Source organism: Nocardia goodfellowii (assembly GCF_017875645.1).
GTDB classification, from domain to species: domain Bacteria; phylum Actinomycetota; class Actinomycetes; order Mycobacteriales; family Mycobacteriaceae; genus Nocardia; species Nocardia goodfellowii.
Genome location: NZ_JAGGMR010000001.1, coordinates 3,412,589 through 3,437,730 on the forward strand (window position 1 = coordinate 3,412,589; position 25,142 = coordinate 3,437,730).

23 protein-coding genes are annotated in these 25,142 nt (G+C 68.5%); 18 read left to right on the forward strand and 5 right to left on the reverse strand.

The annotated features are described in order from the left end of the window. Window positions 1–834 precede the first annotated feature (834 nt). Entirely contained in the window at window positions 835–1,194 is a 360-nt protein-coding gene (locus BJ987_RS15495; RefSeq protein ID WP_209898445.1) for a DUF4254 domain-containing protein, read from the forward strand. A 394-nt stretch (window positions 1,195–1,588) separates the two neighbouring features. Here the strand turns inward: BJ987_RS15495 and BJ987_RS15500 are convergent, their stop codons facing one another. Then, on the reverse strand, window positions 1,589–2,359 hold the full coding sequence (locus tag BJ987_RS15500) for a GntR family transcriptional regulator (protein WP_209890025.1): 771 nt from the start codon (window positions 2,357–2,359) through the stop codon (window positions 1,589–1,591). A gap of 97 nt (window positions 2,360–2,456) precedes the next feature. Here BJ987_RS15500 and BJ987_RS15505 point away from each other — a divergent pair, with 97 nt between their 5' ends. From BJ987_RS15505 to BJ987_RS15535, 7 genes are all read left to right on the forward strand, one after another. Beyond that, on the forward strand, window positions 2,457–3,584 hold the full coding sequence (locus BJ987_RS15505; protein WP_209890028.1) for a TIGR03364 family FAD-dependent oxidoreductase: 1,128 nt from the start codon (window positions 2,457–2,459) through the stop codon (window positions 3,582–3,584). Beyond that, window positions 3,581–4,282, forward strand: coding sequence for a phosphonatase-like hydrolase (locus BJ987_RS15510; protein ID WP_372446865.1), 702 nt, complete (start codon window positions 3,581–3,583; stop codon window positions 4,280–4,282). Before BJ987_RS15505 ends, BJ987_RS15510 begins: the two co-directional genes overlap by 4 nt. 40 nt (window positions 4,283–4,322) lie before the next feature. Beyond that, entirely contained in the window at window positions 4,323–5,381 is a 1,059-nt protein-coding gene (locus BJ987_RS15515; RefSeq protein WP_209890031.1) for a 2-aminoethylphosphonate ABC transporter substrate-binding protein, read from the forward strand. 30 nt (window positions 5,382–5,411) lie between these two features. Then, window positions 5,412–6,623: an ABC transporter ATP-binding protein gene (locus BJ987_RS15520; protein WP_209890034.1), complete on the forward strand. Its 1,212-nt coding sequence runs from the start codon at window positions 5,412–5,414 to the stop codon at window positions 6,621–6,623. Window positions 6,624–6,714: 91 nt separating this feature from the next. Next, window positions 6,715–7,611 carry a 2-aminoethylphosphonate ABC transporter permease subunit gene (locus BJ987_RS15525; RefSeq protein WP_209890037.1) on the forward strand — a complete coding sequence of 299 codons (897 nt, stop codon included), beginning with the start codon at window positions 6,715–6,717 and terminating at the stop codon, window positions 7,609–7,611. Window positions 7,612–7,613: 2 nt separating this feature from the next. Next, window positions 7,614–8,411, forward strand: a complete 798-nt coding sequence (locus BJ987_RS15530; protein ID WP_209890040.1) for an ABC transporter permease — start codon at window positions 7,614–7,616, stop codon at window positions 8,409–8,411. Window positions 8,412–8,459: 48 nt separating this feature from the next. Further along, complete coding sequence (locus tag BJ987_RS15535) at window positions 8,460–9,056, forward strand: DUF4126 domain-containing protein (RefSeq protein ID WP_209890043.1); 597 nt, start codon at window positions 8,460–8,462, stop codon at window positions 9,054–9,056. A gap of 14 nt (window positions 9,057–9,070) precedes the next feature. Here BJ987_RS15535 and BJ987_RS15540 read toward each other — a convergent pair whose 3' ends face one another. Next, window positions 9,071–10,081: an LLM class flavin-dependent oxidoreductase gene (locus BJ987_RS15540; RefSeq protein WP_209890045.1), complete on the reverse strand. Its 1,011-nt coding sequence runs from the start codon at window positions 10,079–10,081 to the stop codon at window positions 9,071–9,073. Window positions 10,082–10,216: 135 nt separating this feature from the next. On the opposite strand from BJ987_RS15540, the gene map reads away from it, so the two are divergent. The 4 genes from map (at window position 10,217) to BJ987_RS15560 (ending at window position 14,474) form a co-directional block, all read left to right on the forward strand. Further along, on the forward strand, window positions 10,217–11,080 hold the full coding sequence (gene map / locus BJ987_RS15545; protein WP_209890048.1) for a type I methionyl aminopeptidase: 864 nt from the start codon (window positions 10,217–10,219) through the stop codon (window positions 11,078–11,080). 37 nt (window positions 11,081–11,117) lie between these two features. Then, window positions 11,118–12,650: a cobyric acid synthase gene (locus BJ987_RS15550; protein WP_209890051.1), complete on the forward strand. Its 1,533-nt coding sequence runs from the start codon at window positions 11,118–11,120 to the stop codon at window positions 12,648–12,650. A gap of 166 nt (window positions 12,651–12,816) precedes the next feature. Next, on the forward strand, window positions 12,817–13,380 hold the full coding sequence (locus tag BJ987_RS15555; RefSeq protein WP_209890055.1) for an alpha/beta hydrolase: 564 nt from the start codon (window positions 12,817–12,819) through the stop codon (window positions 13,378–13,380). A gap of 53 nt (window positions 13,381–13,433) precedes the next feature. Next, complete coding sequence (locus BJ987_RS15560) at window positions 13,434–14,474, forward strand: hypothetical protein (RefSeq protein ID WP_209890058.1); 1,041 nt, start codon at window positions 13,434–13,436, stop codon at window positions 14,472–14,474. On the opposite strand, the gene BJ987_RS15565 is transcribed toward BJ987_RS15560, so the two are convergent. Beyond that, window positions 14,475–15,524 carry an alpha/beta hydrolase gene (locus BJ987_RS15565; protein WP_307869622.1) on the reverse strand — a complete coding sequence of 350 codons (1,050 nt, stop codon included), beginning with the start codon at window positions 15,522–15,524 and terminating at the stop codon, window positions 14,475–14,477. It abuts the gene before it with no gap. 220 nt (window positions 15,525–15,744) lie between these two features. Here BJ987_RS15565 and mqo point away from each other — a divergent pair, with 220 nt between their 5' ends. The 6 genes from mqo to BJ987_RS15595 all read left to right on the forward strand — a co-directional run bounded on the left by mqo (window position 15,745) and on the right by BJ987_RS15595 (window position 22,792). After that, complete coding sequence (mqo, locus tag BJ987_RS15570; protein ID WP_209890061.1) at window positions 15,745–17,256, forward strand: malate dehydrogenase (quinone); 1,512 nt, start codon at window positions 15,745–15,747, stop codon at window positions 17,254–17,256. A 45-nt stretch (window positions 17,257–17,301) separates the two neighbouring features. After that, the gene (locus BJ987_RS15575) at window positions 17,302–17,751 is read left to right on the forward strand and encodes a GNAT family N-acetyltransferase (protein ID WP_209890064.1); all 450 of its coding nucleotides are present in this window, start codon (window positions 17,302–17,304) and stop codon (window positions 17,749–17,751) included. 119 nt (window positions 17,752–17,870) lie between these two features. Then, on the forward strand, window positions 17,871–20,174 hold the full coding sequence (locus tag BJ987_RS15580) for a VWA domain-containing protein (protein ID WP_307869623.1): 2,304 nt from the start codon (window positions 17,871–17,873) through the stop codon (window positions 20,172–20,174). Window positions 20,175–20,231: 57 nt separating this feature from the next. Further along, the gene (gene cobO / locus BJ987_RS15585; protein WP_209890067.1) at window positions 20,232–20,846 is read left to right on the forward strand and encodes a cob(I)yrinic acid a,c-diamide adenosyltransferase; all 615 of its coding nucleotides are present in this window, start codon (window positions 20,232–20,234) and stop codon (window positions 20,844–20,846) included. A gap of 13 nt (window positions 20,847–20,859) precedes the next feature. Further along, complete coding sequence (locus tag BJ987_RS15590; protein WP_209890070.1) at window positions 20,860–22,389, forward strand: cobyrinic acid a,c-diamide synthase CobB; 1,530 nt, start codon at window positions 20,860–20,862, stop codon at window positions 22,387–22,389. After that, window positions 22,376–22,792: a cobalamin biosynthesis protein gene (locus BJ987_RS15595; RefSeq protein ID WP_209890073.1), complete on the forward strand. Its 417-nt coding sequence runs from the start codon at window positions 22,376–22,378 to the stop codon at window positions 22,790–22,792. Before BJ987_RS15590 ends, BJ987_RS15595 begins: the two co-directional genes overlap by 14 nt. A 51-nt stretch (window positions 22,793–22,843) precedes the next feature. On the opposite strand, the gene BJ987_RS15600 is transcribed toward BJ987_RS15595, so the two are convergent. Together BJ987_RS15600 and BJ987_RS15605 are read right to left on the reverse strand one after the other, a co-directional pair. Next, window positions 22,844–23,965 carry an Rv3169 family protein gene (locus BJ987_RS15600; RefSeq protein WP_209890076.1) on the reverse strand — a complete coding sequence of 374 codons (1,122 nt, stop codon included), beginning with the start codon at window positions 23,963–23,965 and terminating at the stop codon, window positions 22,844–22,846. An 8-nt stretch (window positions 23,966–23,973) separates the two neighbouring features. Next, a complete protein-coding gene (locus BJ987_RS15605; protein ID WP_209890079.1) occupies window positions 23,974–25,104 on the reverse strand; it encodes a phosphotransferase family protein in 1,131 nt (376 codons plus the stop codon). Between the last annotated feature and the right edge of the window lie 38 nt (window positions 25,105–25,142).

A 25,142-nucleotide genomic window follows, 5' to 3' on the forward strand; every position in this document is an offset into this window, starting at 1 on the left:
CCGAACCGCGCGCCCAGCGGCATTGTCGCTTACTGGCGGATAGTCCACCAGCAACCAGGTATCGACGTTGTCGACGTCCATGCTCCTCGGGTGTCACGCAACGGCTACGCAGAGCTCGAGGGATCCGCCGCGTTGGAAGCCGCGAAGTCGCCAGCTCAGCTGCCCTGGGATCGCTGACGTTTACTGAGAACGGCGTGCCGAAGGCGCCGTGCAGCGAGGAGATTCGGGCGCGCGCAGGAGGTCGACGATCTGGGCGTGCTGGCGCTCTTCGGCGCTCGTTGCGGACTGCCACCGCACGGCCCGGCACAGGTGCCGAGCGCAGAACCAGCGGGCGCACACCAGCGGTACTCATCAGCGCCTCCCGCGACGATGCTGAGAACTTGCTGGTAGGGTGCTGCGGCCGGAGATCGGTGCGAGCGGACCGGCTGGCAAACCGACTAGTAAGTACGCCGAAGTTGTTGGGGTGCAGCAGATGTGGGCACGCCAAGTCGGTGTGAAGACAGTTGTCGCAGCACTGAGTACGCACTCTTGCGTTCTTGCATCTGTAAGAGCATGATCCAGCTAGCGTAGTAGTGAACTACCAATCAGCGACACGGGATAACCGAATCGAGAGCCAATCATGTTGGTACACAGAGCGTTGGTGTCGGGTCATTTTCGGGTGTGGTCTTCAGGCGAGTGCGGCGAGGGGGCGACAAGCGCTGCCGTCAATTGGACGGTCATGCCGGAATCGAGCGCCGGCGAGGTGGCGGCATGAGCGCGCCCACGGTGGGGGCATTGCCGACGGCGCCACAATTGTTGTGCGCATTCCAGGGGCGACGCTTCCTGGATCGAGAGCTGCTGCGGTCGGCGCATGCGCTCGCGGAACTGCACGCACGCCGCAGCCAAGTGCGGGATGCGTTTCTTATCGCTGAAATCGACTGTCGCCGAGGCGAGCTCGTCGACGACATCAATGATTGGGTGACGGCGGAGGTGCCGCAGCATCGCAACGGCGCCTCACTGCATACCGAAAGCCTCGGTGCGGTGGTCGATCGCATGGCGCGCAGCTGGGTCGATGCCAACCAAGCCATTGATGCCGACGGCCCGCGCAGCGACAATACCCATAAACATTGGTATCACCTGGCGGAACTTGTGGACGGCTACACTGATTTGGTAACCGACGTGGCCGGAGGCCGACGTCGATTGCCGGAACAGTGACTCGGCACGACAGTTCTTCTTTGTCCGAACAGTGACACTGCTCCAACAGCGTCACTGCCGGAATTGGCGGCGTCCCTGACGGATTCATCCGACCAATGAGTCCGTCAGGATGCAAACGCCGCCGGCAATGACGGCGGGCGCGCAACGGGGCGCCCCGCCCGGCGTGCCGCGTGGTCGACTGGCGCGGCACGCCCGCCGCTGATTCCGGCGTTTATTCGGCAACCATGAATTCCGCGGAAGCTGCGGCGCGAATATCGATCTTGTTATACACGTGCATTAGTCGCGGCGATTCCGTCCCTGGTTGCGACCACCCGAAATGGTTGCGGCACGGGAAATATGCGTGACCGTGGCTAACGCGATAGCCAGTTCGCTGCTGGGGTCGACCACACCGGCTTTATCCCTGCCCGAGCTGGGCTTCGAAGGCGATCCGGTCGCCGCGGTAGAGGGCGCGCACGCGCTCGATCGGCGTGCCGTCCTGGTCGAGACTGCGGCGGTGCAGCAGAAGCAGGGGCAGTGCGGTCGTGCATTCCAGTAGCGCGGCCTCGCGCGGCGAAGCCAGGACGGTTTCGATGCGTTCGGTGGCGGAGGTGTAGACGACGCCTGTCGCGCGGACGGCCGCGTAGAGCGAAGTGGTGGGGTCGTAGTCGGCGCGCAGGCCCGCGAACCGGGCGCGGGGGAGGTAGGTGCTTTCCAGGCCGATGCGTTCGCCGTCGGCGAGCAGGACGCGTTCCAGATGCATCACAGCAGCGCCGGGGGCGAGGCCGAGCGCGTGCGCGGTGTCGGCGTCGGCGGGGATGTCGTCGAAACTCACCACGAGGCGGCCGGGGACCCGGCCGAGGCTGATCGCGCCTTCGGTGTAGGAGCGCAGGGACAGGGGCTGCACCATTTTCGGGCGCGACACCACGGTGCCGCGGCCCTGCCGCCGGATCCGGCCTTCCACCAAGAGGTCGCGCAAGGCCTGCCGCACGGTTTCCCGGGCTACTTCGAAGCGGACGGCGAGGTCCCGCTCGGAGGGGACGGGATCGCCCTCCTCGAGTTCGGCGAGCATGCGCTCCAGCTCGGTCCGCACCACATAGGACTTCAGCTGGCGGCCCGGAAGACTCAATTCCGCACTCCCGCCCGGCGTCTGGGCAGACGCGGCACCCGTCACCTCGGTTGCTTCCATGTCGCCAGCGTACCCGCAATTGGTCTATACCAATTGTTAACCTGGCGTTCGCGCGGTAAACACCCGTTGGTCTAGACCATTGGTCACCATGGGTCCCATGCGATTGGTCATCATCGGAGGCGGGATTCTCGGCACCGCACACGCGCTCGCCGCGATCGGCCGCGGCCACGAGGTCGTGCAACTGGAACGGGAGCCGGAAGCGCGCGGCGCCACCGTGCGCAATTTCGGCTTGGTCTGGGTGTCCGGGCGCTCGGCCGCGGAACTCGAGCTGACCCTGCGTTCGCGCGAGCTGTGGGAGGAGATCGGCGGGAAGGTGCCCGCGGTCGGATTCCGTCCCGCGGGTTCCCTCACGCTGGTGCGCACCCCGGAGGAGCTGGCCGTCGCCGAGGCGGCCGCCGGTTCGCCGAGCGCGGCGGCCCGCGGCTTCGAACTGCTCGACGCCGATCGGGTGCGGACGGTCAATCCCGCGCTGCGCGGCAAATTCCTTGCCGGACTGCACTGTTGGACCGACGCGGTGGTGGAGTCGCGCCAAGCGCTGCCGGCCCTGCGGGCCTACCTGACCGGGACCGGTCGCTACACGTTCCACGCGCACACCGAGGCACGCTCGATCATCGACAGCGGCTCCGGCGCCAAGGTTCTCGACGATCAGGGCCGGACCTTCGAGGCCGATATGGTGCTGGACTGCCCGGGCGCGGCGCACACCGGCCTGACCCGGGAACTGGTCGGCGTCATCCCGGTGCGCCGGGTCCGGCTCCAGATGATGCAGACCGCGCCGCTGGGTGAACCGCTGACCACCGCCGTCGCCGACGGCGACAGCTTCCGCTACTACCCGGGTTTCGCCGGGCCGGAGGTGGACGCGCTGAATGCCGAACAGTCCCAGTCCGCCACCGCCGCCGAGCACAAGATGCAGCTGCTGTGCGTGCAACGGCTGCACGGTGGGCTCACCATCGGCGACACCCACGAGTACACCGAGCCGTTCGCGTTCGATGTGGACGAAGCGCCCTACGAGCACCTCACCCAGGTCGCCGAGGAACTGCTGGGACGCAAACTCCCGCAGGTCGTCCGGCGCTGGGCCGGTGTGTACAGCCAATCGGTCGATCCGGCCGCGATCGTCACCCGGGCGCAGGCTTCGGACCGGGTCTGGGTGATCACCGGCCCCGGCGGCCGCGGCATGACCCTCGGACCCGCCCTCGGCGAACAGACCGCCGATCTACTGAACCTGTGAGGAACGCTGTGCCGGACAAGGATATTCAACTCGCGGTCTTCGATATGGCCGGAACGACCGTCGCCGACGGCGGGCTCGTGGTGCGCGCGTTCGATGTGGCCGCTACCGCGGTCGGTCTGGAAACCGAAGGCCCGCAGCGGGATCAGGCGCGGCAGTACGTGCTCGACACCATGGGGCAGTCCAAGATCGTGGTGTTCCGCGCGCTGTTCGGCGCTGAGAGCACGGCCCAGGAAGCCAATCGCGCGTTCGAAGCCGCCTATGACGCGCTGATCGAAGAGGTGGGCGTCACCGCGATTCCCGGCGCGGCCGAAGCGTTCGAGAAGCTGCGGTCTGCGGGCATCAAGGTCGCGCTGACCACCGGATTCAGTCGTGGCACGCAGGACAGGCTGCTGCATGCGCTGGGCTGGCAGGACGTCGCCGACCTCACCCTCGCCCCCGCCGAGGCCGGTCGTGGCCGGCCCTACCCGGACCTGGTGCTGGCCGCCCTGCTGCGGCTGGGCGTCGACGCCGTCGATCGCGTCGCGGTGCTGGGCGATACCACCAGTGACATCGCGACCGGCTTGGCCGCGGGCGCGCGGATCGTCGCGGGAACGCTCACCGGCGCCCACGACGAGGCGCGGTTGCGCGCGGCGGGCGCTACCCACGTGGTGCCGTCGGTCGCCGAGTTCGCCGACTTGATCCTGGCCGAAGCCACCTGAAACGACCTGTTCTCTCCTTCGAAGCGAAAGTTGTTCAACCGTGCGTACTTCCACAACGCGCCTGCGCACCAAGGCCGCTCTGTTGCTCGCCGCCGTCTGTACCGTCTCGCTGACCGCGGCCTGCGGCGGCACCGGCTCCGGCGGCTCCGGCGAGCAGATCGTGACCGTCTACTCCGCGGACGGCCTCGATGGCTGGTACAGAACCCAGTTCGAGAAGTTCAAGGCCCAGACCGGCATTTCGGTCGACGTGGTGGCCGCGGGCTCCGGTGAGGTCGTCAACCGGGTGGAGAAGGAACAGTCCAACCCGCAGGCCGACATCATCGTGACCTTGCCGCCGTTCATCCAGAAGGCCGATGCCGCGGGACTGTTGCAGCCGATCGGCGTCGACACCTCCGCCATCGCCGACTCCGAGAAGGACCCGAACGGCAGGTACGTCAGCCTGGCGGGCAACTACCTCGACTTCATCGCCAACTCCGCGGTAGATGCCTCCCGGCTCTCCTGGGACGACCTGCTGAAGCCGGAATACCGAGGCAAGCTGCAATATTCGACCCCCGGCCAAGCCGGTGACGGCACCGCGGTGCTGATCCTGTTGCAGGAGCTGCGCGGCAAGGACGGCGCACTGGACTACCTGAAGGCGTTGCAGGCCAACAACGTCGGCCCGTCCTCCTCGACCGGCAAGCTCCAGCCCAAGGTCGACAAGGGGGAGTTGCTGATCGCCAACGGCGATGTCCAGATGAACATGGAGTCGATCAAGTCCAAGGGCTCGAAGTTCAGCATCTTCTTCCCGGCCTCGGCCGACGGCAAGAAGCACACCGTCTCGCTGCCCTACTTCATGGGCCTGGCCAAGGGCGCCCCGCACGGTGACGCCGCCAAGAAACTGATGGAGTACCTGCTCAGCAAGGACGTGCAGGCCACTCTCGGCCCCGACGCCCACGCCGTCTCGGCTCGCAAGGATCTGGCCGAGGTCGCCCCGACCGGCACCGGGCCGACCCCGGCGTCGCTGATCAAGGGTGTCGAAATCGTGCACCCGAACTGGTCCAAGGTGCTCAGCGAACTGGGCGCCGACCTCGCCGCCTACCAAAAGGCCACCGGCAGCTGATCTTTCAGCCTCGCAGAAGGAGACCGCGCGATGAACCTCGGTGACGCGCTGACGAAATCCGGCACCGGTACCCGAACGTCCCCGGCTGCCGAACCAGCGATCGTGTTCGATCGGGTCGGGGTGCGCTATGGCACCGGCCGTAAGTCCACGGTGGCGCTGGCCGACTTCACCCTGCGCGTTGCCGCCGGGGAAACGGTCGCGCTGCTCGGGCCGAGCGGGTCCGGCAAGTCGACCGCGCTCAAGGCGCTGGCCGGATTCGTCCGGCCCAGCTCGGGCGCGGTCCGGCTGGCCGGGCGTGACGTCACCGACCTGTCGCCGGCCAAGCGCGGGATCGGTGTGGTCGTGCAGTCCTACGCGCTGTTCCCGCACATGACGGTGTACCGGAATGTGGCGTTCGGATTGAAGGCACATCGGGTGCCCCGCAACGAGATCGGCGCACGGGTGAGCGAAGCGCTGGAGATGGTGGGCATGGGGTCCTACGCCGCACGACTACCCCGGGAGTTGTCCGGCGGTCAGCAGCAGCGGGTGGCGATCGCGCGCGCCCTGGCCATCCGGCCCACAGTGCTGCTGCTGGACGAACCGCTCGCGGCGCTGGACGCGCAACTGCGCCAATCCATGCTCGGTGAACTGCAGCAACTGCGCACCGCGCTGCCGGACACGGCCATGCTGTACGTCACGCACGACCAGGCCGAAGCCCTCGCCCTGGCGGATCGCATCGCGGTGATGCGGGACGCCCGGCTGGTGGATATCGACACCGCCGAGAATCTGTGGCAGCGGCCGCCCAGCGATTTCACCGCCGCCTTCCTCGGCGGCGCGAATCTGGTGCCCTGCACCGTGAATCACATCTCCGGCGGCGCCGCGCTGGTCACCGCGGGCAGCCATACGTTACGCGCGGAAGCTCCGAAACCGGGTGTTGGCAAAGCGGATTGGGCTCCGAACGCCGACGCGCTGCTCTGCGTCCGGCCCCACACGCTGTCCATCGGCGCCACCTCGGACCGGGATGCGCTGCGCGCCACCGTCGTCGCCAGTGTGTGGCGTGGCGCTTCGACTCGCCTGCGGCTGTCCGTCGACGGTCTGCCCGGCGAGCTGGCCACCGATGTCCCCGGTCACCTCGCCGCCGGACTCGGCTCGGTGGTCGGTGTGCGTTTTCCCGACCCGGCGGGTGTGCTGATCCCCTCCGAGGTGGGTACCCACTCTTCCGCTCCGGTCAGCGGTGCGGACGTGACGGGACCGCGGGCATGAGGGGGCCCGCGGTTCCGCTTGTGCGGCAAGAGGTTCACGCAGACCGGGGAGCACGCTCGTTCCTGGTCGGGCCTGCAGCGGAGGTGCGGTCATGAATGCGCCCGCTCTGCTGGAACAGCCGGTCGAGTCGCTCGACGCGCCGTCACCCGCGGCCCGGCGCCAGTGGCGGCCGGTGCTGTGGACAGCGCCACCGGTACTGATCGTGCTGATCATCGCGGTCTATCCGATCACCCGGGTGCTCGCGGAGTCGACCGTCACACCGACCGGTCGCGGCACCGCGGTGTGGACGGAAGTGCTGGCGTCGGAAGCCTTCCGTAATGCCTTGTGGCGCACCATCTCCATCGCCGTCGCCGCGACGGCCGGTTGCCTGGTGCTGGGCACTTTCCTCGCGGTCGTGCTGGCGTTCGTGCCGTTCCGGGGCGCGACGGTCGTCGGCAGGCTCGTCGACACCGTGCTGACGCTGCCCTCGTTCCTGGTGACGCTGGCGTTCACCTTCCTCTACGGCACCGCCGGAGCGGTGAACGCGCTGATCACCCAACTCACCGGGCGTCAGGCCCCGCTACTGAACTTCCTGACCACGCCGTGGGGCGTGATCGCGGCGGAAATCACCTTCTTCACGCCGTTCGTGGTCCGGCCGTTGCTGGCGGCCTTCGCGCAGCTGCCACGCGAACAGCTCGATGTCGCGGCGAGTTTGGGTGCGTCGACCTGGCGGGTATTGCGGCAGGTCGTGCTGCCGGAGGCGTGGCCCGCGCTGGCGGCGGGCGGCAGCCTCGTGTTGCTGTTGACGCTCAACGAATTCGGCATCGTGCTGTTCACCGGCGCGAAGGGCGTTCTGACGCTGCCCGCCATGATCTACACCCGCGGCATCGTCACCTTCGATCTGCCCGGCGCGGCCGTGCTGGCCACCGTGCAGGTGGCGCTCTCGCTCACCCTGTACGCGGCCTATCGAACCGTGTTCTCCCGCTTCGTTTCCCGGAAAGGATACTGACCATGCTGGTGTGGACCCGCGCCGGTAGAACACTGGTGCTCACCGTCTTCGGGCTGGTGCTAACGGTCGTGTTCGTCGCCCCGATCGGCACGGTCGTCGCCGCGGCGCTGGCGGGCAGTTGGACCGGCCCGCTGCCGTCGAACCTGGGGCTGGCCAACTTCAGCCAGGCGCTGACCGGAGACGACGCGGCCAGCCTCACGGTCAGTCTGCAAACCGCTGTGCTGGCCGGCGCTTTCGCGCTGGTCCTCGGTACCTGGGCGGCGCTGGCGGCGCGAGAGGCGCCGGGCTGGTGCCGGCGCGGCACCGACGCGGTGTTCCACCTGCCGGTCGCCGTTCCCTCGGTCGCCATCGGCCTCGGCGTGCTGATCGCCTTCAACGAGCGGCCCCTGCTGCTCGGCGGCACCAAATGGATTGTCATCCTGGCCCATTCGGTGCTGGTGCTGGCCTACGCCTTCAGCGCCGTGTCCGCCGCGCTCGACCGGCTCGATCCCGAGTATCGGCGCGCCGCCGAATCCCTTGGCGCAGGGCCGGTTCGCGTGCTCTGCCAGGTAACGCTGCCCCTGCTGCTGCCGGCCCTCGGCGCGGCGGCGGGCTTGTCGATCGCCCTGTCCATGGGTGAACTCGGGGCGAGCATCATGGTCTACCCGGCGACCTGGCGCACGCTCCCGGTCACCATCTTCGGCCAGACCGACCGCGGTGAGATCTTCACCGCCGCGGCCGGGACCAGCCTGCTGGTGCTGGTCACCCTGGTGTCCCTGGTGTTGCTCGGCCGCCTGCGGGGACGCGCGGCCGTGCGGTAGTGATTCGCCTCGCGCCCGCCGGTCGGGACCGGCATTAGGATCGATTCGGTGTCCCTGCTCCCGTTGATTTTCACCGCAGGCTGGGCGAGCGGCATCAACGCCTACGCCGTCGTGCTGCTGTTCGGACTGTTCGGTGTCACCGGTCTCGTCGACGATGTCCCGGAAGGCTTGCAGCGCACCGATGTTCTGGTCGCGGCGGGGGTGTTGTTCCTGCTCGAGGCGGTCGCCGACAAGATCCCGTACTTCGACTCGTTCTGGGACTCGATCCACACCGTCATCCGCCCGGCCGCGGGCGCTGTCGTCGCCGCGCTGCTCGCCGGCTCCGACGGTTCATTGCCGCAACTCGGCGCCGCGGCGGTCGGCGGTACCACGGCGCTGGTCAGTCACCTGGTCAAAGCCGGACTCCGGATGGGCATCAACACCTCGCCGGAGCCCGCCAGCAACATCATCGTCAGCACCCTCGAAGATCTCGGCGTCGCGAGCGTCATCACCCTCGCGGTCTTCCACCCGCTGCCCGCCGCCATCATCGCGGGCATCCTGCTGTTCCTCGGAGTGCTGCTGGTGATCGTCCTGGCCAAGCGAATTCGGCGGTCCATCCGCCGGTTCCGGGCTTGGCTCGCGACTCGGCGGGCGCCCGCGGGCTGAGGCCGTCCGGCGGGTCAGCGCACCTGGGGTGCGACCTTCTCGCCGAGCAGTTCGATGTTGCGGATCACCTTGTCGTGCGGCAGCGTTCCGACGCTGGTGTGCAGCATGAAACGGTCCAGCCCCAGGGTGTCCCGGATATCGGCGATCTTCTCGGCCACATAGTCCGGCGTGCCGACGAACAGCGAACCGCTTTGTGAGCGCAGGGCGTCGAATTGCGGGCGGCTCATCGGACCCCAGCCGCGTTCCCGGCCGAGCTGGCTCATCGCCGCCGCGTAGGGCTGGTAGAAGTCGGCGATCGCCTGCTCGTCGGACTCCGCGATGTAGCCGTGCGCGTGCACCGCGACCGGTTGCTGCTCGTGGCCGCCCTCGGCCAGCGCCCGGTGATAGAGATCGACCAGGGGCTTGAAGCGAGCGGGCTGGCCGCCGATGATCGCGATGGCCAGCGGCAAACCGAGCAGGCCGGCGCGGATCACCGATTCGGGACTGCCGCCGACGGCGATCCAGACCGGCAGCGGACGGTCCTCGGTGCGCGGGTAGATGATCGCGTCGCGCAGCGCGGGTCGGAACTTGCCGGACCAGGTGACCGGGCCCTCGTCGCGGATCTTCAGCAGCAGCGCGAGTTTCTCCTCGAAGAGTTCGTCGTAGTCGGCCAGGTTGTAGCCGAACAGCGGGAAGGACTCGGTGAAGGAGCCGCGCCCGGCCATCAGTTCGGCGCGGCCGTTGGACAGGCCGTCCAAGGTCGCGAATTCTTGGTACGCCCGTACCGGATCGGCGGAGCTGAGCACGGTGACCGCACTGGTCAGCTGGATCCGCTCGGTGCGGGCCGCGATGGCCGCCAGCACCACCGCGGGTGCGGAGGCGGCGAAGTCCTTGCGGTGGTGTTCGCCGACGCCGTAGACGTCGAGGCCGACGCGCTCGGTGGCCACGGCTTCCTCCACCACTTCGCGCAGGCGTTGCCCGGCGCTGGGCGCGGGCTGCTCGCCGACCGGCATGACCTCGGCGAATGTTGTCAATCCCAGTTCCACGGCGGGGTCCTTGTCTGTGCGTGGGGACGTTGTCTAGCGGCTTAAACGGACCTTGGTCCGGATCTATTCCCCGGGTCGATCCGTCCAGCCGCCACCACCCCTCATCGTCGCGCTTCGCGCCGCTAGTCTGTCTACATGGCAGTTCGCACCCGCAAACCCCTAGTCCCCGGCACGCAGTCGCCCATCCGTGAAGTGCCGCGTTCCATCGAGCGGCCCGAGTACGCGTGGAAGAAGACCGTGAACGAGGGCAGCGAGCCCTGGGTGCAGACTCCCGAGACGATCGAGAAGATGCGGATCGCGGGCAAGATCGCGGCGCAGGCGCTGGAAGAGGCCGGCAAGGCGGTGGCGCCGGGCGTCACCACCGACGAACTGGACCGGATCGCCCACGAATTCCTGTGTGACCACGGGGCCTACCCGTCCACGCTGGGCTACAAGGGATTTCCGAAGTCCTGCTGCACCTCGCTCAATGAAGTGATCTGCCACGGTATTCCGGACTCGACCGTGATCGAGGACGGCGACATCGTCAACATCGACGTCACCGCCTACCTCGACGGAGTGCACGGCGACACCAACAAGACCTACCTCGCCGGCGACGTCGACGAAGAGGTGCGGCTGCTGGTGGAACGCACCGAAGAGGCCACCATGCGGGCGATCAAAGCGGTGCGGCCCGGCCGGGCGCTGAATGTCATCGGCCGCGTCATCGAGTCCTACGCCAACCGCTTCGGCTACGGCGTGGTGCGCGACTTCACCGGCCACGGCGTCGGCCCCACCTTCCACAGCGGCCTGGTCATCCTGCATTACGACCAGCCCGCCGTCGACTCGGTCATCGAAGAGGGCATGACCTTCACCATCGAACCGATGATCAACCTCGGCGGCATCGACTACGAAATCTGGGACGACGGCTGGACCGTGGTCACCAAGGACCGCAAGTGGACCGCCCAGTTCGAGCACACCCTGGTGGTCACCGAAACGGGCGCGGAAATCCTCACCCTCCCGTGAGCGGGGGCCTGCGGGCGCGCTGTGCGGAGCGCGGCTGGTGAAGGGCGCGCTGCTGGTCGCGGGCACCACCTCCGACGCCGGGAAAAGCGTTGTGGTGGCCGGGCTCTGCCGGATGCTGGCCAGGCGCGGGGTGCGGGTGGCGCCGTTCAAGGCGCAGAACATGTCCAACAACTCCGTGGTCACCGTGGACGGCGGCGAGATCGGTCGCGCTCAGGCGCTGCAGGCGCAGGCGTGCGGGTTGGAGCCGAGCGTGCGGTTCAATCCGGTGCTGCTCAAGCCGGGCAGCGACCGCCGCTCCCAGCTCGTGGTGCGCGGCAAGGCGATCGGCACCGTCGGCGCGCGCGACTATTTCCAGCATCGGCAAGATCTGCGGGAAATCGTTGCCGCCGAACTGGATTCGCTGCGGGCGGAATTCGATGTGGTGATCTGCGAGGGCGCGGGCTCGCCCGCCGAGATCAATTTGCGCGCTACCGATCTGGCGAACATGGGGCTGGCAAGGGCAGCCCGGCTGCCGGTCGTCGTGGTGGGCGATATCGATCGCGGCGGTGTGCTGGCACACCTGTTCGGCACCGTCGCGGTCCTGGAACCCGAAGACCAGCAACTGATCTCGGCCTTCATCATCAACAAGTTCCGTGGTGACGTCGAACTCCTGCAGCCCGGCTTGGACCGCCTCACCGAACTCACCGGCCGCCGCACGCTCGGCGTCATTCCCTACGCCGACGACCTCTGGATCGATGCCGAGGATTCCCTGAGCACCGTCGCCGATGCCCCCGTCGGCCGTCCCCGCCCGCCCCGCGGTACCGAATGGCTCACCGTCGCCGCCATCCGCCTGCCTCGCATCTCCAACTCCACCGACATCGAAGCCCTGGCCTGTGAGCCGGGTGTTTCGGTGCGCTGGGTCACCGAACCCTCCCGCCTCCTCGACGCCGACCTCGTCGTGCTGCCCGGCAGCAAGGCCACCGTCGCCGACCTGGAATGGCTGCGCGGCAATGGATTAGCCGCCGCGCTCCAGGCGCGCGCCGCCGCGGGCCGCCCCACCCTCGGCCTCTGCGGCGGCTACCAGATGCTGGGCAACCGCATCGACGACGCGGTCGAATCCGGCGCGGGCACCGTCGCGGGCCTGGGTCTGCTCGACCTGGACATCGAGTTCGCCGACCCCAAGGTGCTGCGCCGAGCCACCGGGCACGGCGCGGGAATTCCCGTGCAGGGCTACGAAATCCACCACGGCCGGGTGATCGCCAACAACGACCCGGCGTGGCTGCAGGTCGAGGGCGCACCCGAGGGGAGCGTCAACGGGTCCGTCTGGGGGACGCACCTGCACGGCTTGCTGGAATCCGACGCCTTCCGGCGCGCCTGGCTGCGCGAGGTGGCAGCGGCGGCGGGTCGCTCAGGTTTCGCGGTCGCCGAGGACGTCTCCGTTGCCGCCGTTCGCACCGCCCAGTTGGACCTACTCGCCGACCTGATCGAGCGGCACCTGAACATGGCGCAAATCACCGAACTCATCACCCGGGGTGCGCCTGCGGACCTGCCGCGGATCACCGCCGCCCTGCACCAGCCGGAACCGCGTTGATCGGCTGGCCCGAGCCGAACGACCGGACGATCCCTGGAGCGGCTCGGTTCCGCGCCGCGACCGGCCACGGCCGAGTGCGACGGCTCGGTCGCTGCCGGGTGTGACGGCTGGCGCGAAAGACCAGACGCGCGGGCGCGTTAAGGTCGGCGGTGTAGCGTTCTGCGGCATGAAATCTCGGCAAATCGCGGTGGGGGACCGGGAATGGACCGTACGGGTCGACGGCCCGGAGTCGCGGCACAGCGTGCTGCTGTTGCCGGACGCCGGCGATCCGGCGGACGTGTTCGATCAGGTCTGTGCCCGATTGCACAATTCCGATCTTCGGACCATCTCGGTGGCCTCGATCGAGGGGCTGGAGCCGGCGGATATCCACGCGATCCTCGACGAACTCGGCGTGCCCTACACCCATGTCGCCGGGCGCGGCGCCGGAGCGCGGCTGGCCTGGCGATTGTGCGCGGGCACGTTCGGGCGGTTCATCAGCCTGGTGGCCGCCGATCACGGTCACCCGGCGGTTCCCGGGCCGGACGGCGTGATCGCCGATCCGGAATGCCGTCCGATGGAGCTGCCCGTCACGGTGATCGCGACCAAACGATTGCCGCGCGGGGTGGCCGACACCTCCGGACGCTACGTCTACGGCGAGTTCCGGGTCGTGCAGGTCGACGTCGACAACGTGGCCACCGAGGCCGACCACGAACTGGCCACGGAGATCGTGCTGCGCACCAGTCTGTGGTGAAGTAGACCGCTTGCGGCAAGCACTGCGCCGCGCGGACTCGAGGTGAGGTATCGATGCGGGGGATGTTGGCGATCGGGGTCGCCACAGCACTGTTGACCGGCTGTACCAACTTGGTCTCGGGTACTCCGGCGCCGGAGGCGGCAGCGCGCGCCCCGGTCACCATCGGCGACTACGGATTGGACCTGACACCGCGCCAGCGCGGCGAACTGCAGGCCGCCGCGGTCATCCGCACGGTGGACCCGTGCGGCTTCGTCAGTCGCGCCCAACTGGCCGAGTACGGGCAGGTAGCGCAGGTGGCCCCGTATCTGAGTCCCGAAAGCTGCCAGGTGCGCATCCACTCCGGACCGGCTCGCGCGGAAACCATCCGGATCGTGCTGAACGTACGTGCGCCCTCGGCGGCCACCGACCATCCGGTCGATGGCGGCACGGTGTTGCGCGAGAAGGAGCCGGTCGCCGATGAGGAATGCGAACTGATCGTCCCGATGCGGCTTCCCGCCGCTGGTGTGGGCGGTGACAGCGCGAGCATGTTCACCGACTACGTCCGGGTGACCGCCGATTCCTTCCGCGGCGACAACTGCGCGCCCGCCGGTGACGTCGCCGCGAAAGTACTTGTCGCGGCCCGTGATCTGAAGGTGCCGCTGCGCCGCTATGCCGTGGGAATTCTCCCGGGCGCGGATTACGATCCGTGCGCGCTGCTGGGGCGGCTGCCGGCGGGCTGGAGCGCGGCTCGGTTGACGGCGGTGTCGAGCCCCTACGAGTGCGCGTTCTACGCCCGCAAGGATGCGGTGGAGCAGTATTTCGCGGTACGGCTGGAGGTGGACCAGGCGGATGCTCCGGCCTCCTCGCGCACCACGACGGTCGATCTGAACGGCCGCCCAGCGACGAGCTACTGCCCCGGGACCTCCTCACCGGAGGTCCCGGAGACCTGCTTCCTGGACTTCGCCCTGGACGGTACGTTCGACGGCAACATCGCGAATTCCCCGCTGCGGGCTTCGGAACAGTCCTACGGCAGAGTCCGTACCAGCGTCAGCGTGTACGGCGACAAGACCGTCGTCCAGGACATGGCGGCAGCCGCCACCGCGATCTACCGCTGACTACGCGTCCGGTCCGGGCGACTTGGCCTGGTACTCGGTCAGCCAATCCAGCCAGTTGTCGAGTTCGGTGAACGCCCGCGCCAACGGCTCTGCCGCGGAAAGGAATACGTCGTGGCGGGCGCCGTCGATCGGCACGATATTGGTGCGGTCGCCCAGGCAGCCCGCCCAGCGCTGGATCTGGCGCACGTCGAGCACTACGTCGGCGACGTCGGCGGCGGGGCCGTATTCGCGGGCGAACTTCGTCAATCGCGAGCGCAGGATCAGCGAGGGCACGCCGATGTCGAGGCCGCGCTGCAACTGCGCGTGGCCGGTGCGAATGGCGCGCAGCCAGCCCAAGCGCACCGGGAACCCGGCCAGCGGCTTCCAATCCAGGTTGTAGTCCCATTCACCGGCGGCGGTGCGGTGCAGGCTCTCCCCGTAGGTGCTGACCTTCGCGGCGGGCAGTTCGAACATCGATCGGAATCGGCCCACCGCGTTGATGATCGGCGTGCCGATGGTCCGGTAATAGGACGGGCCCTGCAGATCGAACCAGGGGCTGTTCAGGACGAGCCCGATGATCCCGGAGGCGGCGACCCCGGCCGACTTGTTCAGCCGGTCCAGCCACAGCGGCATGATCAGCCCGCCGGTCGAATGCGCTACCAGCAGCACCGGAGCGCCGGTCTCCGCCTTGACGATGCGCAGCGCCTCGTCGAGTTCCGCGTCGTAGAGCGCCAAATCGGTGACGTAGTGCGGTGTCTGACCGTCCCGCAGCGAGCGGCCGCACTTGCGCAGGTCGAGTGCGTAGAAACGGTGCCCGCGCTGCGCGAAATGCTCGGCCAGATGCTGCTGGAAGAAATAGTCGGTGAAACCGTGCAGGTAGAGCACCGTGGCCTCGGTCGCCGCCGCGCCGTTGTCGGGGGTGTAGCGGACCAGCGTCGCTACCGCCTCGCCTTCGCCATCCGGGTCCGGGCCGAGCGGGATCGTGCGATGCTCGTAGCCGGCGCCGAGTACGTCCGGGTGCCAGTCCGCCGTAGTGATGTCGGACACGCTGACCGAGGTTTTATCCGTCACGAGACTCAATCTAGGCCAGGTCGGGCCCGGATCGAAGACCCGCGGGGAGGACTTTATCTATGTCACATTCACCGGGTTCGTTGCGGGTATTCGCTGCGGTGAGGTGCACAATCGGGGGGAGGTGACTCGAGGGTAACCTTTTGTTCACCTAGCGCCCGTGCCCACGCGGCCCACCCTTCGCCCGGTGGGCGGCGAGAAGTGACAAGGAAGTCGATCAACCGTGCCGAACGCTGCCATGACTGAAAAGACCGATGTTGTCCTCATCGGTGCCGGCATCATGAGTGCCACTCTCGGCGCGCTGCTGCGGCAGCTGCAGCCGAACTGGTCGATCTCCATGTTCGAGCGCCTCGACGCCGCCGCGGCCGAGAGCAGCGACCCGTGGAACAACGCGGGCACCGGTCACTCGGCGCTGTGCGAACTGAACTACAGCCCGCAGACAGCCGACGGCTCCGTCGATGTCACCAAGGCCATCGACATCAACGAGCGCTTCCAGGTATCGCGCCAGTTCTGGGCCTACGCGGTGGAGAACGGCATCCTCGGCGACCCGTCGCGCTTCATCAACCCGATCCCGCACGTCAGCTTCGTGCACGGCGCCGACGACGTGCAGTACCTGCGCAAGCGCTACGAAGCGCTGGCCGGGCACCCGCTGTTCGAGGGCATGGAGTACATCGACAGTCCCGACGAGTTCGCGCGGCGACTACCGCTGATGGCGCGCGGCCGCGACTACTCCGACCCGGTAGCGCTGAACTGGACCGACGGCGGCACCGACATCGACTTCGGGTCGCTCACCAAGGAATTGCTCGCCTACCTCGGCGCGTCCGGCGCGGACATCGCGTTCGGTCACGAGGTGCGCAACCTGACCAAGCAGGCCGACGGCAGCTGGCTGGTGAAGGTCGAGAACCTGCGCACCGGCAGATCGCGCACCCTCAACGCCAAGTTCGTCTTCGTCGGCGCGGGCGGCGGCGCGCTGCCGCTGCTGCAGAAGTCGGGCATCAAGGAGATCAGCGGCTTCGCCGGTTTCCCGGTGTCCGGCCAGTTCCTGCGTTGCACCAACCCCGCGCTGATCGCCCAGCACGAGGCGAAGGTGTACGGCAAGGCCGCCGTCGGCGCGCCCCCGATGTCGGTGCCGCACTTGGACACTCGCGTCATCAACGGCGAGGCCGGGCTGCTGTTCGGCCCGTACGCCGGCTGGACCCCCAAGTTCCTCAAGGACGGTTCCAACGGCGACCTGTTCAAGTCGATCCGGCCCGGCAACCTCGCGCCGATGCTCGGTGTCGGCCTGACCGAGATGTCGCTGGTCAAGTACCTGGTCAGCGAGCTGCTGAAGTCGTACTCGGGCAAGGTCTACACCATGGAGGAGTTCATCCCGCGCGCCGACGGCCGCGACTGGGAGATCATCACCGCCGGTCAGCGCGTCCAGATCATCCGCCGCAAGGGCGCGGGCGGCGTGCTCGAGCTCGGCACCGCCGTGATCGCGGCCGAAGACGGGTCCATCGCCGGCCTGCTCGGTGCTTCGCCGGGCGCGTCCACCTGTGTCACCGCCATGCTCGACGTGCTGCAGCGTTGCTTCCCGCGCGAATACGCCGAGTGGACGCCGAAGCTGCAGAACATGGTGCCGTCGCTGGGCGTGAAGCTCTCCGACAACAAGTCGCTGTACGGCGAGGTGTGGGACTGGACCTCCAAGACGCTCAACCTCACCTCGGTGGAGCACACGGCGAACACCGTGAATTAGGCCCGGACGCTCGCGCCGACGGGCTCGGCATGGTAGCAAGATGCGATGATGTCAACGGTTGTTCTCAAGCGGTCATGGGCACAGGATCTCGACACCGCCACCCTCTACCAGCTGTTGAAACTTCGCGTCGAAGTCTTTGTCGTGGAGCAGAAGTGCGCGTACCCGGAGCTGGACGGTATCGACCTGCTCCCGGAGACCAGGCACTTCTGGCTCGACGATGAGGGCGAAGTCGTCGCCACCGCACGGCTCTCCGAGGAGCACGACGACGGGGTGAAGTCGTTCCGCATCGGCCGGGTCTGCACCGAGAAGTCGGCCCGCGGGCACGGCTACGCGAACCGTCTCGTCAAAGCCGCGATCGCCGAGGCCGGTTCGGACCCGATCCGTTTGAGCGCGCAGAGCTATTTAGTGGATATGTACACCAAGCTCGGTTTCCATGTGGACGGTGAGGAATTCATCGAGGACGGTATTCCACACGTCCCCATGCGCAAGGGCTGAATCGTGGTCGGCACCCCGGTCGGCCCCTGAACGCCCGTTGTACGGGCCGTCAGGACGCCGCGCGGGGTGCCCACCGGGGTGGTGCGGGCAGGATGGGCCGGCGCGCATAGAGTTGGGGCGTGTCCTTGTCCCATGCTGAAGTTGCACTGTCGTCCCAGACCGGGGAGGCCGGATTCCCGTTCTCCGCTGTGGTGGGGCAGGAGCGGTTACAGCTGGCGCTGATCCTGTGCGCGGTGCACCCCGGCATCGGCGGCGTGCTGGTGCGCGGCGAGAAGGGGACCGCGAAATCCACTGTGGTGCGCGCGCTTGCGCAGCTGCTGCCGCCGGTGGTGGACGAGACCGGCGCGCGGCCCGCCCGACTGGTGGAATTGCCGGTCGGCGCCACCGAAGACCGGGTGGTCGGGTCGCTGGACCTGGAGCGGGTGCTGCGCGACGGTGAGCAGGCGTTCCGGCCCGGACTGCTGGCGGCCGCCCATCACGGCGTGCTCTACGTCGACGAGGTCAACCTGCTGCACGACCATCTGGTGGACGTGCTGCTCGACGCGGCCGCCATGGGGCGCGTACACATCGAGCGAGACGGTGTCTCGCATTCCCACCCGGCCCGGTTCGTGCTCGTCGGCACGATGAATCCCGAAGAGGGCGAGCTGCGGCCGCAGCTGCTGGACCGCTTCGGGCTCACCGTCGATGTCACCGCGTCGCGCGACGTGGACGTGCGGATGGCCGTGGTGCGCCGCCGTCTCGATTACGAAGCCGACCCGAATGGATTCGCCGCCCGCTACGCCGCGGCCGATCGCGAGGTCGCCGACCAGATCCTGACCGCCCGCGACCTCGTCGCCCGGGTGCGTCTCGACAATGTGGAACTGCGCCGGATCGCCGCACTGTGCGCCTCTTTCGACGTCGACGGCATGCGCGCGGACCTGGTGGTGGCACGCGCCGCGACCGCGCATGCCGCGTGGCGGGGTGCGGATCGGGTCACCGAAGAGGACGTGCGTGTAGCCGCGGAACTCGCGTTGCCGCATCGCCGCCGCCGGGATCCGTTCGACGAACCGGGCATCAGCACGGAGCAGTTGGACGACGCGATGCGGCAGGCGGCGGAAGAGGCGGCCCGGGAGCAGAACGGTGCCGAATCCGAGTCGGGCCCAAGCGAACTCGATGACAGCGGTGCCGACGATTCGGATCGGACCGCCGACGATCTCGACCGGACCGCCGACGATTCGGACCAGGCCGACGACGCGGGCAACCTTGCCGACGCGGGCAACCCGGCCGACAACGCCGGTGCAGACACCGGTACCGACCCGGATGACGATCCGGACGGTGGACCTGAGAACCCCGACAGCCCGCCGGACGGCCCAGGAGACCACAAACCGCCACCGCGCGGCCCGCGGAGAAGCTCGGGCGACTCGGACAAACCCAACGGCCCCCTGCGCGAAAGCAGCTCCGGCGCACCGGCATCCGGCAAGATCGCCGCACCACGCTGGGAAGTACCCGGCATCGGTGAGGGCGCACCGGGCCGCCGCTCGCGCGCCCAGACCAGGCAGGGACGAGTAGTACGCCCAACCCCCGACACAACCACGGGCCTGCACCTCCTCGGCACGATTTTCGCCGCGGCTCCCCACCAGCACCGCCGCCGCGCAATCCTCGGGACGACTGCGGGAACCGACTATCAGGGGCGAGAGGCGAACGACAGCAACGGTTCCGAACGCGAGGTATTCGATGTCGTGAACTCCCGGCGCGGCCTGGGTGACTCGGGGACCGGCGAGGTCGGCCAGGGCGCGATCGATGGCGGTGCGAGGGGCAGGCGGCTGCTGTTGCAGGCGGAGGATTTGCGCGGCGCGTATCGCGAAGGGCGCGAAGGCAATCTGGTGGTGTTCGTGGTCGACGCGTCGGGTTCCATGGCGGCGCGGGACCGGCTTTCCGCTGTCACCGGGGCGGTAGTCGCGCTGCTGCGGGACGCTTATCAGCGCCGGGACAAGGTCGCCGTGATCACGGTGCGCGGCCAGGACGCCGAACTCGTGCTGCCGCCGACCTCGTCGGTCGATATCGCGGTGCGGCGGCTATCGGGTATGCGCACCGGCGGTAAAACACCGCTTGCCGCGGGCCTTTTGCAGGCGCGCGAGGTGATCGGACGGGAACGGGTGCGGGATCCGCGCCGCCGGCCGATGCTGGTGCTGCTCACCGACGGCCGCGCCACCGGTGGCACCGACCCGGTGATCCGGGCCCGCGCCGCGGCCGAGATGCTCGCCCGCGAGTCGGTCACCGCCATGGTGGTCGACTGTGAGCGCGGCATGGTCCGCCTCGGTCTCGCCGCGGATCTGGCCCGTGATCTGCGTGCCGGCTATCTGCGCCTGGCCGAACTCACCGGGGACGCGGTCGCCGATGTCGTCCGCGCCGGTTCCGGCCGACCGGCCGCCCGCGCCGCGTGAACGCGCGCGCGCCGATGCGACGTGGTGGCCAATTACCTGTGACAGCAAGGAGTTTCGATGCCTAAGGGTGTTCCGGAGACGGTTCCGGATGACGGGTTGACGACTCGGCAGCGGCGCAACCAGCCGGTGCTGGCGGTGCATACCGGGCCCGGCAAGGGAAAGTCGACGGCGGCGTTCGGAATGGCGTTGCGGGCCTGGAACCAGGGCTTCGACGTCGCGGTGTTCCAGTTCGTGAAGAGCGCGAAGTGGAAGGTCGGGGAGGAAGCGGCTTTCCGCACGCTCGGGACATTGCACGAGGAGACCGGCGCCGGGGGACCCGTGGAATGGCACAAGATGGGCGAAGGCTGGTCCTGGACCCGCAAACAGGGCTCCGAGGAAGACCATCAGGCCGCCGCGCTGGCAGGCTGGCAGGAGATCGCCCGCCGCCTGGCCGCCGAACAGCACCGCTTCTATGTTCTCGACGAATTCACCTACCCCTTGAAGTGGGGCTGGGTCGACGTCGACGAGGTCGTCGAAACCCTGGTGAACCGGCCCGGCAACCAGCATGTCGTCATCACCGGCCGCGACGCCCCGCGGGCGCTGCTGGACGCCGCCGATCTCGTCACCGAGATGACCAAGGTCAAGCACCCGATGGACGCGGGCCGCAAGGGCCAGCGCGGTATCGAATGGTGAGCCGGGGCGTCCGATGAGCGTGCCCGCGGTAGTTATCGCCGCGCCCGCCTCGGGAAGTGGGAAGACCACGCTCGCAACGGGTTTGATCGGAGCGCTGCGCCGGGCGGGGCACAGCGTCGCGCCGTTCAAGGTGGGCCCGGACTACATCGATCCCGGGTATCACGGTTTGGCTGCCGGTCGGCCGGGTCGCAACCTGGATCCGGTACTGGTCGGAGCCGAGCGGGTGGTGCCGCTGTACCAGCACGGGACGCAAGGCTGTGATGTCGCCGTGGTCGAAGGCGTGATGGGCCTGTTCGACGGCCGCATCGACGACAACCATGCCGGGCCGGTGGCGGAAGGATCGACCGCGCAGGTCGCGAGTCTGCTCGGCGCGCCGGTCATTCTGGTGGTGGACGCGCGCGGGCACAGCCAGAGCCTCGCCGCCCTGCTGCACGGCTTCGCGACCTTCGACAGCGGAATCCGGCTCGGCGGAGTGATTCTCAACCGCGTCGGCAGTGAACGCCACGACCAGGTGCTGCGTGCCGCATGCGCTCGTGTGGGCCTACCGGTGCTGGGTTCGTTGCCCCGCATGGCCGAGTTGGAAGTGCCTTCACGCCATTTGGGCCTTATTCCCGCCGTTGAACACGGCACCGCCGCCACCACCGCTGTTGCCGCGATGACGGATCTCGTTGCGGCGCACGTCGATCTGGCCGCGATCGCCAGGCTGGCGCGTTCGACGGTCGCGGGTCCGGCCTGGGACCCGCGGCAGGCTGTGCGCCCCGATACGTCCGACGTTGTCGCTCGGAATCCTGATGCGCCGCCGCGAATCCCGGCTCCGATCGTGGACGTGGGATCGGCCGACGAAGTCAGGTTCGCTCGATCGAGCCCGGGTTATCCCGGTGCGGTCGCCGATCGCGCGGATGCCGGGACGCCGAGCGGCGTCGTGATCGCGATGGCGGGCGGGCCCGCGTTCACCTTCGGGTACGCCGAGCATCGGGAGTTGCTGGTCGCGGCGGGCGCCGAGGTGGTGGTCTTCGACCCGTTGCACGACGAATTGCCCACGGGCACCGCGGCTCTCGTGTTGCCCGGTGGTTTTCCCGAGGAGCATGCCGCCGCACTCGCTGGGAATACCGTGCTGCTGCGAGCGGTGGGAGACCTGGCCCGCCGCGGGTTGCCCATCCACGCGGAATGCGCGGGGCTGCTGTATCTCACCCGCTCGCTGGACGGGCACCCGATGGCCGGTGTGGTGGATGCCGACGCCGAATTCGGCCCGCGCCTGACCCTCGGCTACCGCGACGCGGTGGCGCTGTCCGATTCCGTGCTGTGGCGGGCAGGTCAGCGGGTGCGCGGCCACGAGTTCCACCGGACCCGGCTGACGGCCGCCGGTACCGCCGCCCCGGCTTGGGCCTGGCACGGCAGCCAGGGTGAACGAGTCCGCGAGGGCGCGCTCGTCCAGCACGTCCACGCCTCCTACCTGCACACCCACCCGGCCGGAAACCCGGAAGCCAGTACCCGTTTCGTGACCGCCGCCGCCGACTACGCCCGGAATCATGTCGCCACGTGAACGAAGGCAGCACAGCCTGCGCAAGACAGTGCCGGTCGCCGATCTGGTGGTCGGCATCGGCCTACGTCCGGGCGCCTCGGCCGCGGGAATTCGCCGTGCGGTCCGGGAAGTGCTGGGCAACAACGTAATCCACTGTCTGGCCACGATCGACCGGCGCGCCGCCGAACCCGGTCTGCTGACGGTGGCAGCGGAACTGGGTGTGCCGGTGCGCGGCTACTCGGCGGCCGAGCTGGATTTGATCGCGGTGCCGAACCCGGCGGGGCGCACCCGGGACGCGGTCGGTACGGCCAGCGTCGCCGAGGCCGCCGCCTTGCTGGCGGGTGTAGGTCCGCTGCTGATCGACAAACAGAACGTCGGCGGCATCGTCATCGCCGCCGCTCGCTTCCAGCCCGGCTCGGTCTGAGCCGGGCCGGCAGGCGCCCGATCGACCGCGGGCACCTGCCGATCGGCGGCCTTACGGCGCGACCGAGGTCCAGTCGGCGAAGCCGGTGGGGTCGTGCCGGCCGAGACTGGCGTGTTCGAACAGGCCCCAGCCTTCGGCGTCGCCGCAGCGGGCGCGGGCGACGTGATCGATGACGCCGTAGGGGATGCGGCCCGCGATGGCGGGGTCGGTGAGGTCGTAGCTGCGGGAATCGACCCAGTCGCGGCCCTTCCATTGCCCGTGCAGCCAGTCGGGGTCGCCGCCGTAGCCGCAGCCGACGTGCAGCGGTACGCAGGTGCCGGGCGTGACCTCGATGTCGAGCGGTTTGCCGTCGGGGGTGGTGCATTCCAGCCGCGCGGCGATGGGAAACCGTGTGCCGGAACGGTATTGGATGGATATCCGCGGCCAGCCGAGCTGTTCGACGCGGCCGTCCGGCCAGATCCGGGTGGCGTCGTTCAGGGTGCGTCTGCCGTCGGGTTCTTCCTGCACGATGACGATGATGGAGAAGTCGTCGAAGCGCAGCGGCACGTAGAGCCACCAGAAGCCGCCGGAGGGTTCGGCGGCGGCGCGGCCGGCGGGTTCGGTCTCGCCGATCGGCCGGATGCCCCAGGAGCGGTCGCGGGTGCCGGTCCACACCGCCGGGTCGACGGCGATGTCCGTGCCGTCGACGGTCAGGGTGCCTGCCCAGGAGCCCACCTGGGCGAAACGGCTGGCGTCGATGATGGGCCGGTTGCCGTTAAGGATGAGATGCGGTTGCTCCTGGACGACCGGGAAGGCGCCCTCCCAGGTCAGATCCATGCTGAGGTCGTCGTGCTCGCAGATCACGCGAAGCTTCTGGAGCGCTTCGAGGACCTCGATACGGTAGCCGCCGACCGCCATGTCCAGGCTGCGGTCGCCGAGGGCATCGGAGAACCGCACCGAACGCTGTGAATCACCGCGCCGCACACAGACATACGCGTCGGTGACGCCGAGGTTCGGGTAGACGCCGAACCCCGTGATCAGCATGGTGCCGCCGGCACGGTCGTGGCCGTTGAAGTAGCTGCGGTCGTAGAAGTTGCGGTCGCTGGAGGCCACCCGTGCCATGGTGAGCGGTGTCTGGTGGATCGGGTATTCGTCCAACGGTGCGGGCGCGGAGCCCGGATTGCGTTCTGCCATGGTCGTTCTCAATCCCACTGGTAGGTTCCGTCGAGCAGGGCCTCGAGGCCGGCCCGGTGCATCACGTAGTCGTCGCGATCCGGTGTGTCGGTGTCCTCGCCGAAGTGGATCATCCGGCGCTTGACCCGGGCCATCACGATCGCGTGCTTGAGCGCGGAGAAGACGAGGTAGAAGTCGAGATCGCGCAGCGTATACCCGGTCAGCTCCGCGTATTTAGCGACGACGTCCGCGCGGCGGCAGAAGTCCGGCAGGCCGGGCTGCCCGAACTTGACCGCCAGATCCTGGAAGAAGCGGTGCAGGAAGATGAGCCAGGCCACGTCGAGTTCGCGGGGGCCGATGGTGGCCATCTCCCAGTCCAGGACGGCGGCCGGTTCGAAACCGCGGTAGAGGATGTTGCCGGGACGGGAATCGCCCCAGGACAGCACATCCGGGCCTGGATCGGCCGACCAGTGCTCGTCGAGCCAGTCGAAGCCCCGCTCGATGATCGGGATGACGTAGCCGTCATCGGCCAGCCCCCACCGATACCACGCCCGGTACCAGTCGACATTGCGGCGCAGTGCCTGTCCGGGTCCGGCCAGCATCGGGAATTTCGTTGTGGGGTCCGGTATCTCGTGGATCTTGGCGATCACGTCCACCGTCCCGGCGACCAGCTGCGCGCGTTCTTCGGGGGTGGCGTCGAACAGCCAGCCGAGGAAGACGTACGGGGGATTGTCCGACACCACCCGGCCTTCGGACTTCTCCATCACGAAAAACGCCGCGCCGAGCACGCTTTCATCGGTCTCCAGCCAGCGCAGCACCGGCACCGGTACCGCGGAGGCCGCCGCGACTCCGGCTATCACCTGGTATTGCATGGTCAGGTCGTAGGTCTCGAAGACCGGAAAGTCGCTGTCCTGCGGCGCCAGGCGGGCTACGAACGACCCGCCCTCCGGCGTGCCGCCGACCGTCCATTCGGCGTCGAAGAACACCGAGGTGCTCGACATGCCCGCACCCTCCGGACGCGACAGCCCCGAGATCTTCGGCGGCTCGTCGGCCGAGACCCGGCCGCGCAGCCAGCGCGACAGATCCTCGGCGAGACTGTCCAGATCACGTCCACTGACGGTGAGTCGCACCCGCGCGGTGGGGTCGGGCTCGTCGGCCATACTTCGTCCTCCTGCAACCTGTTTCACTCGAGCGCGAA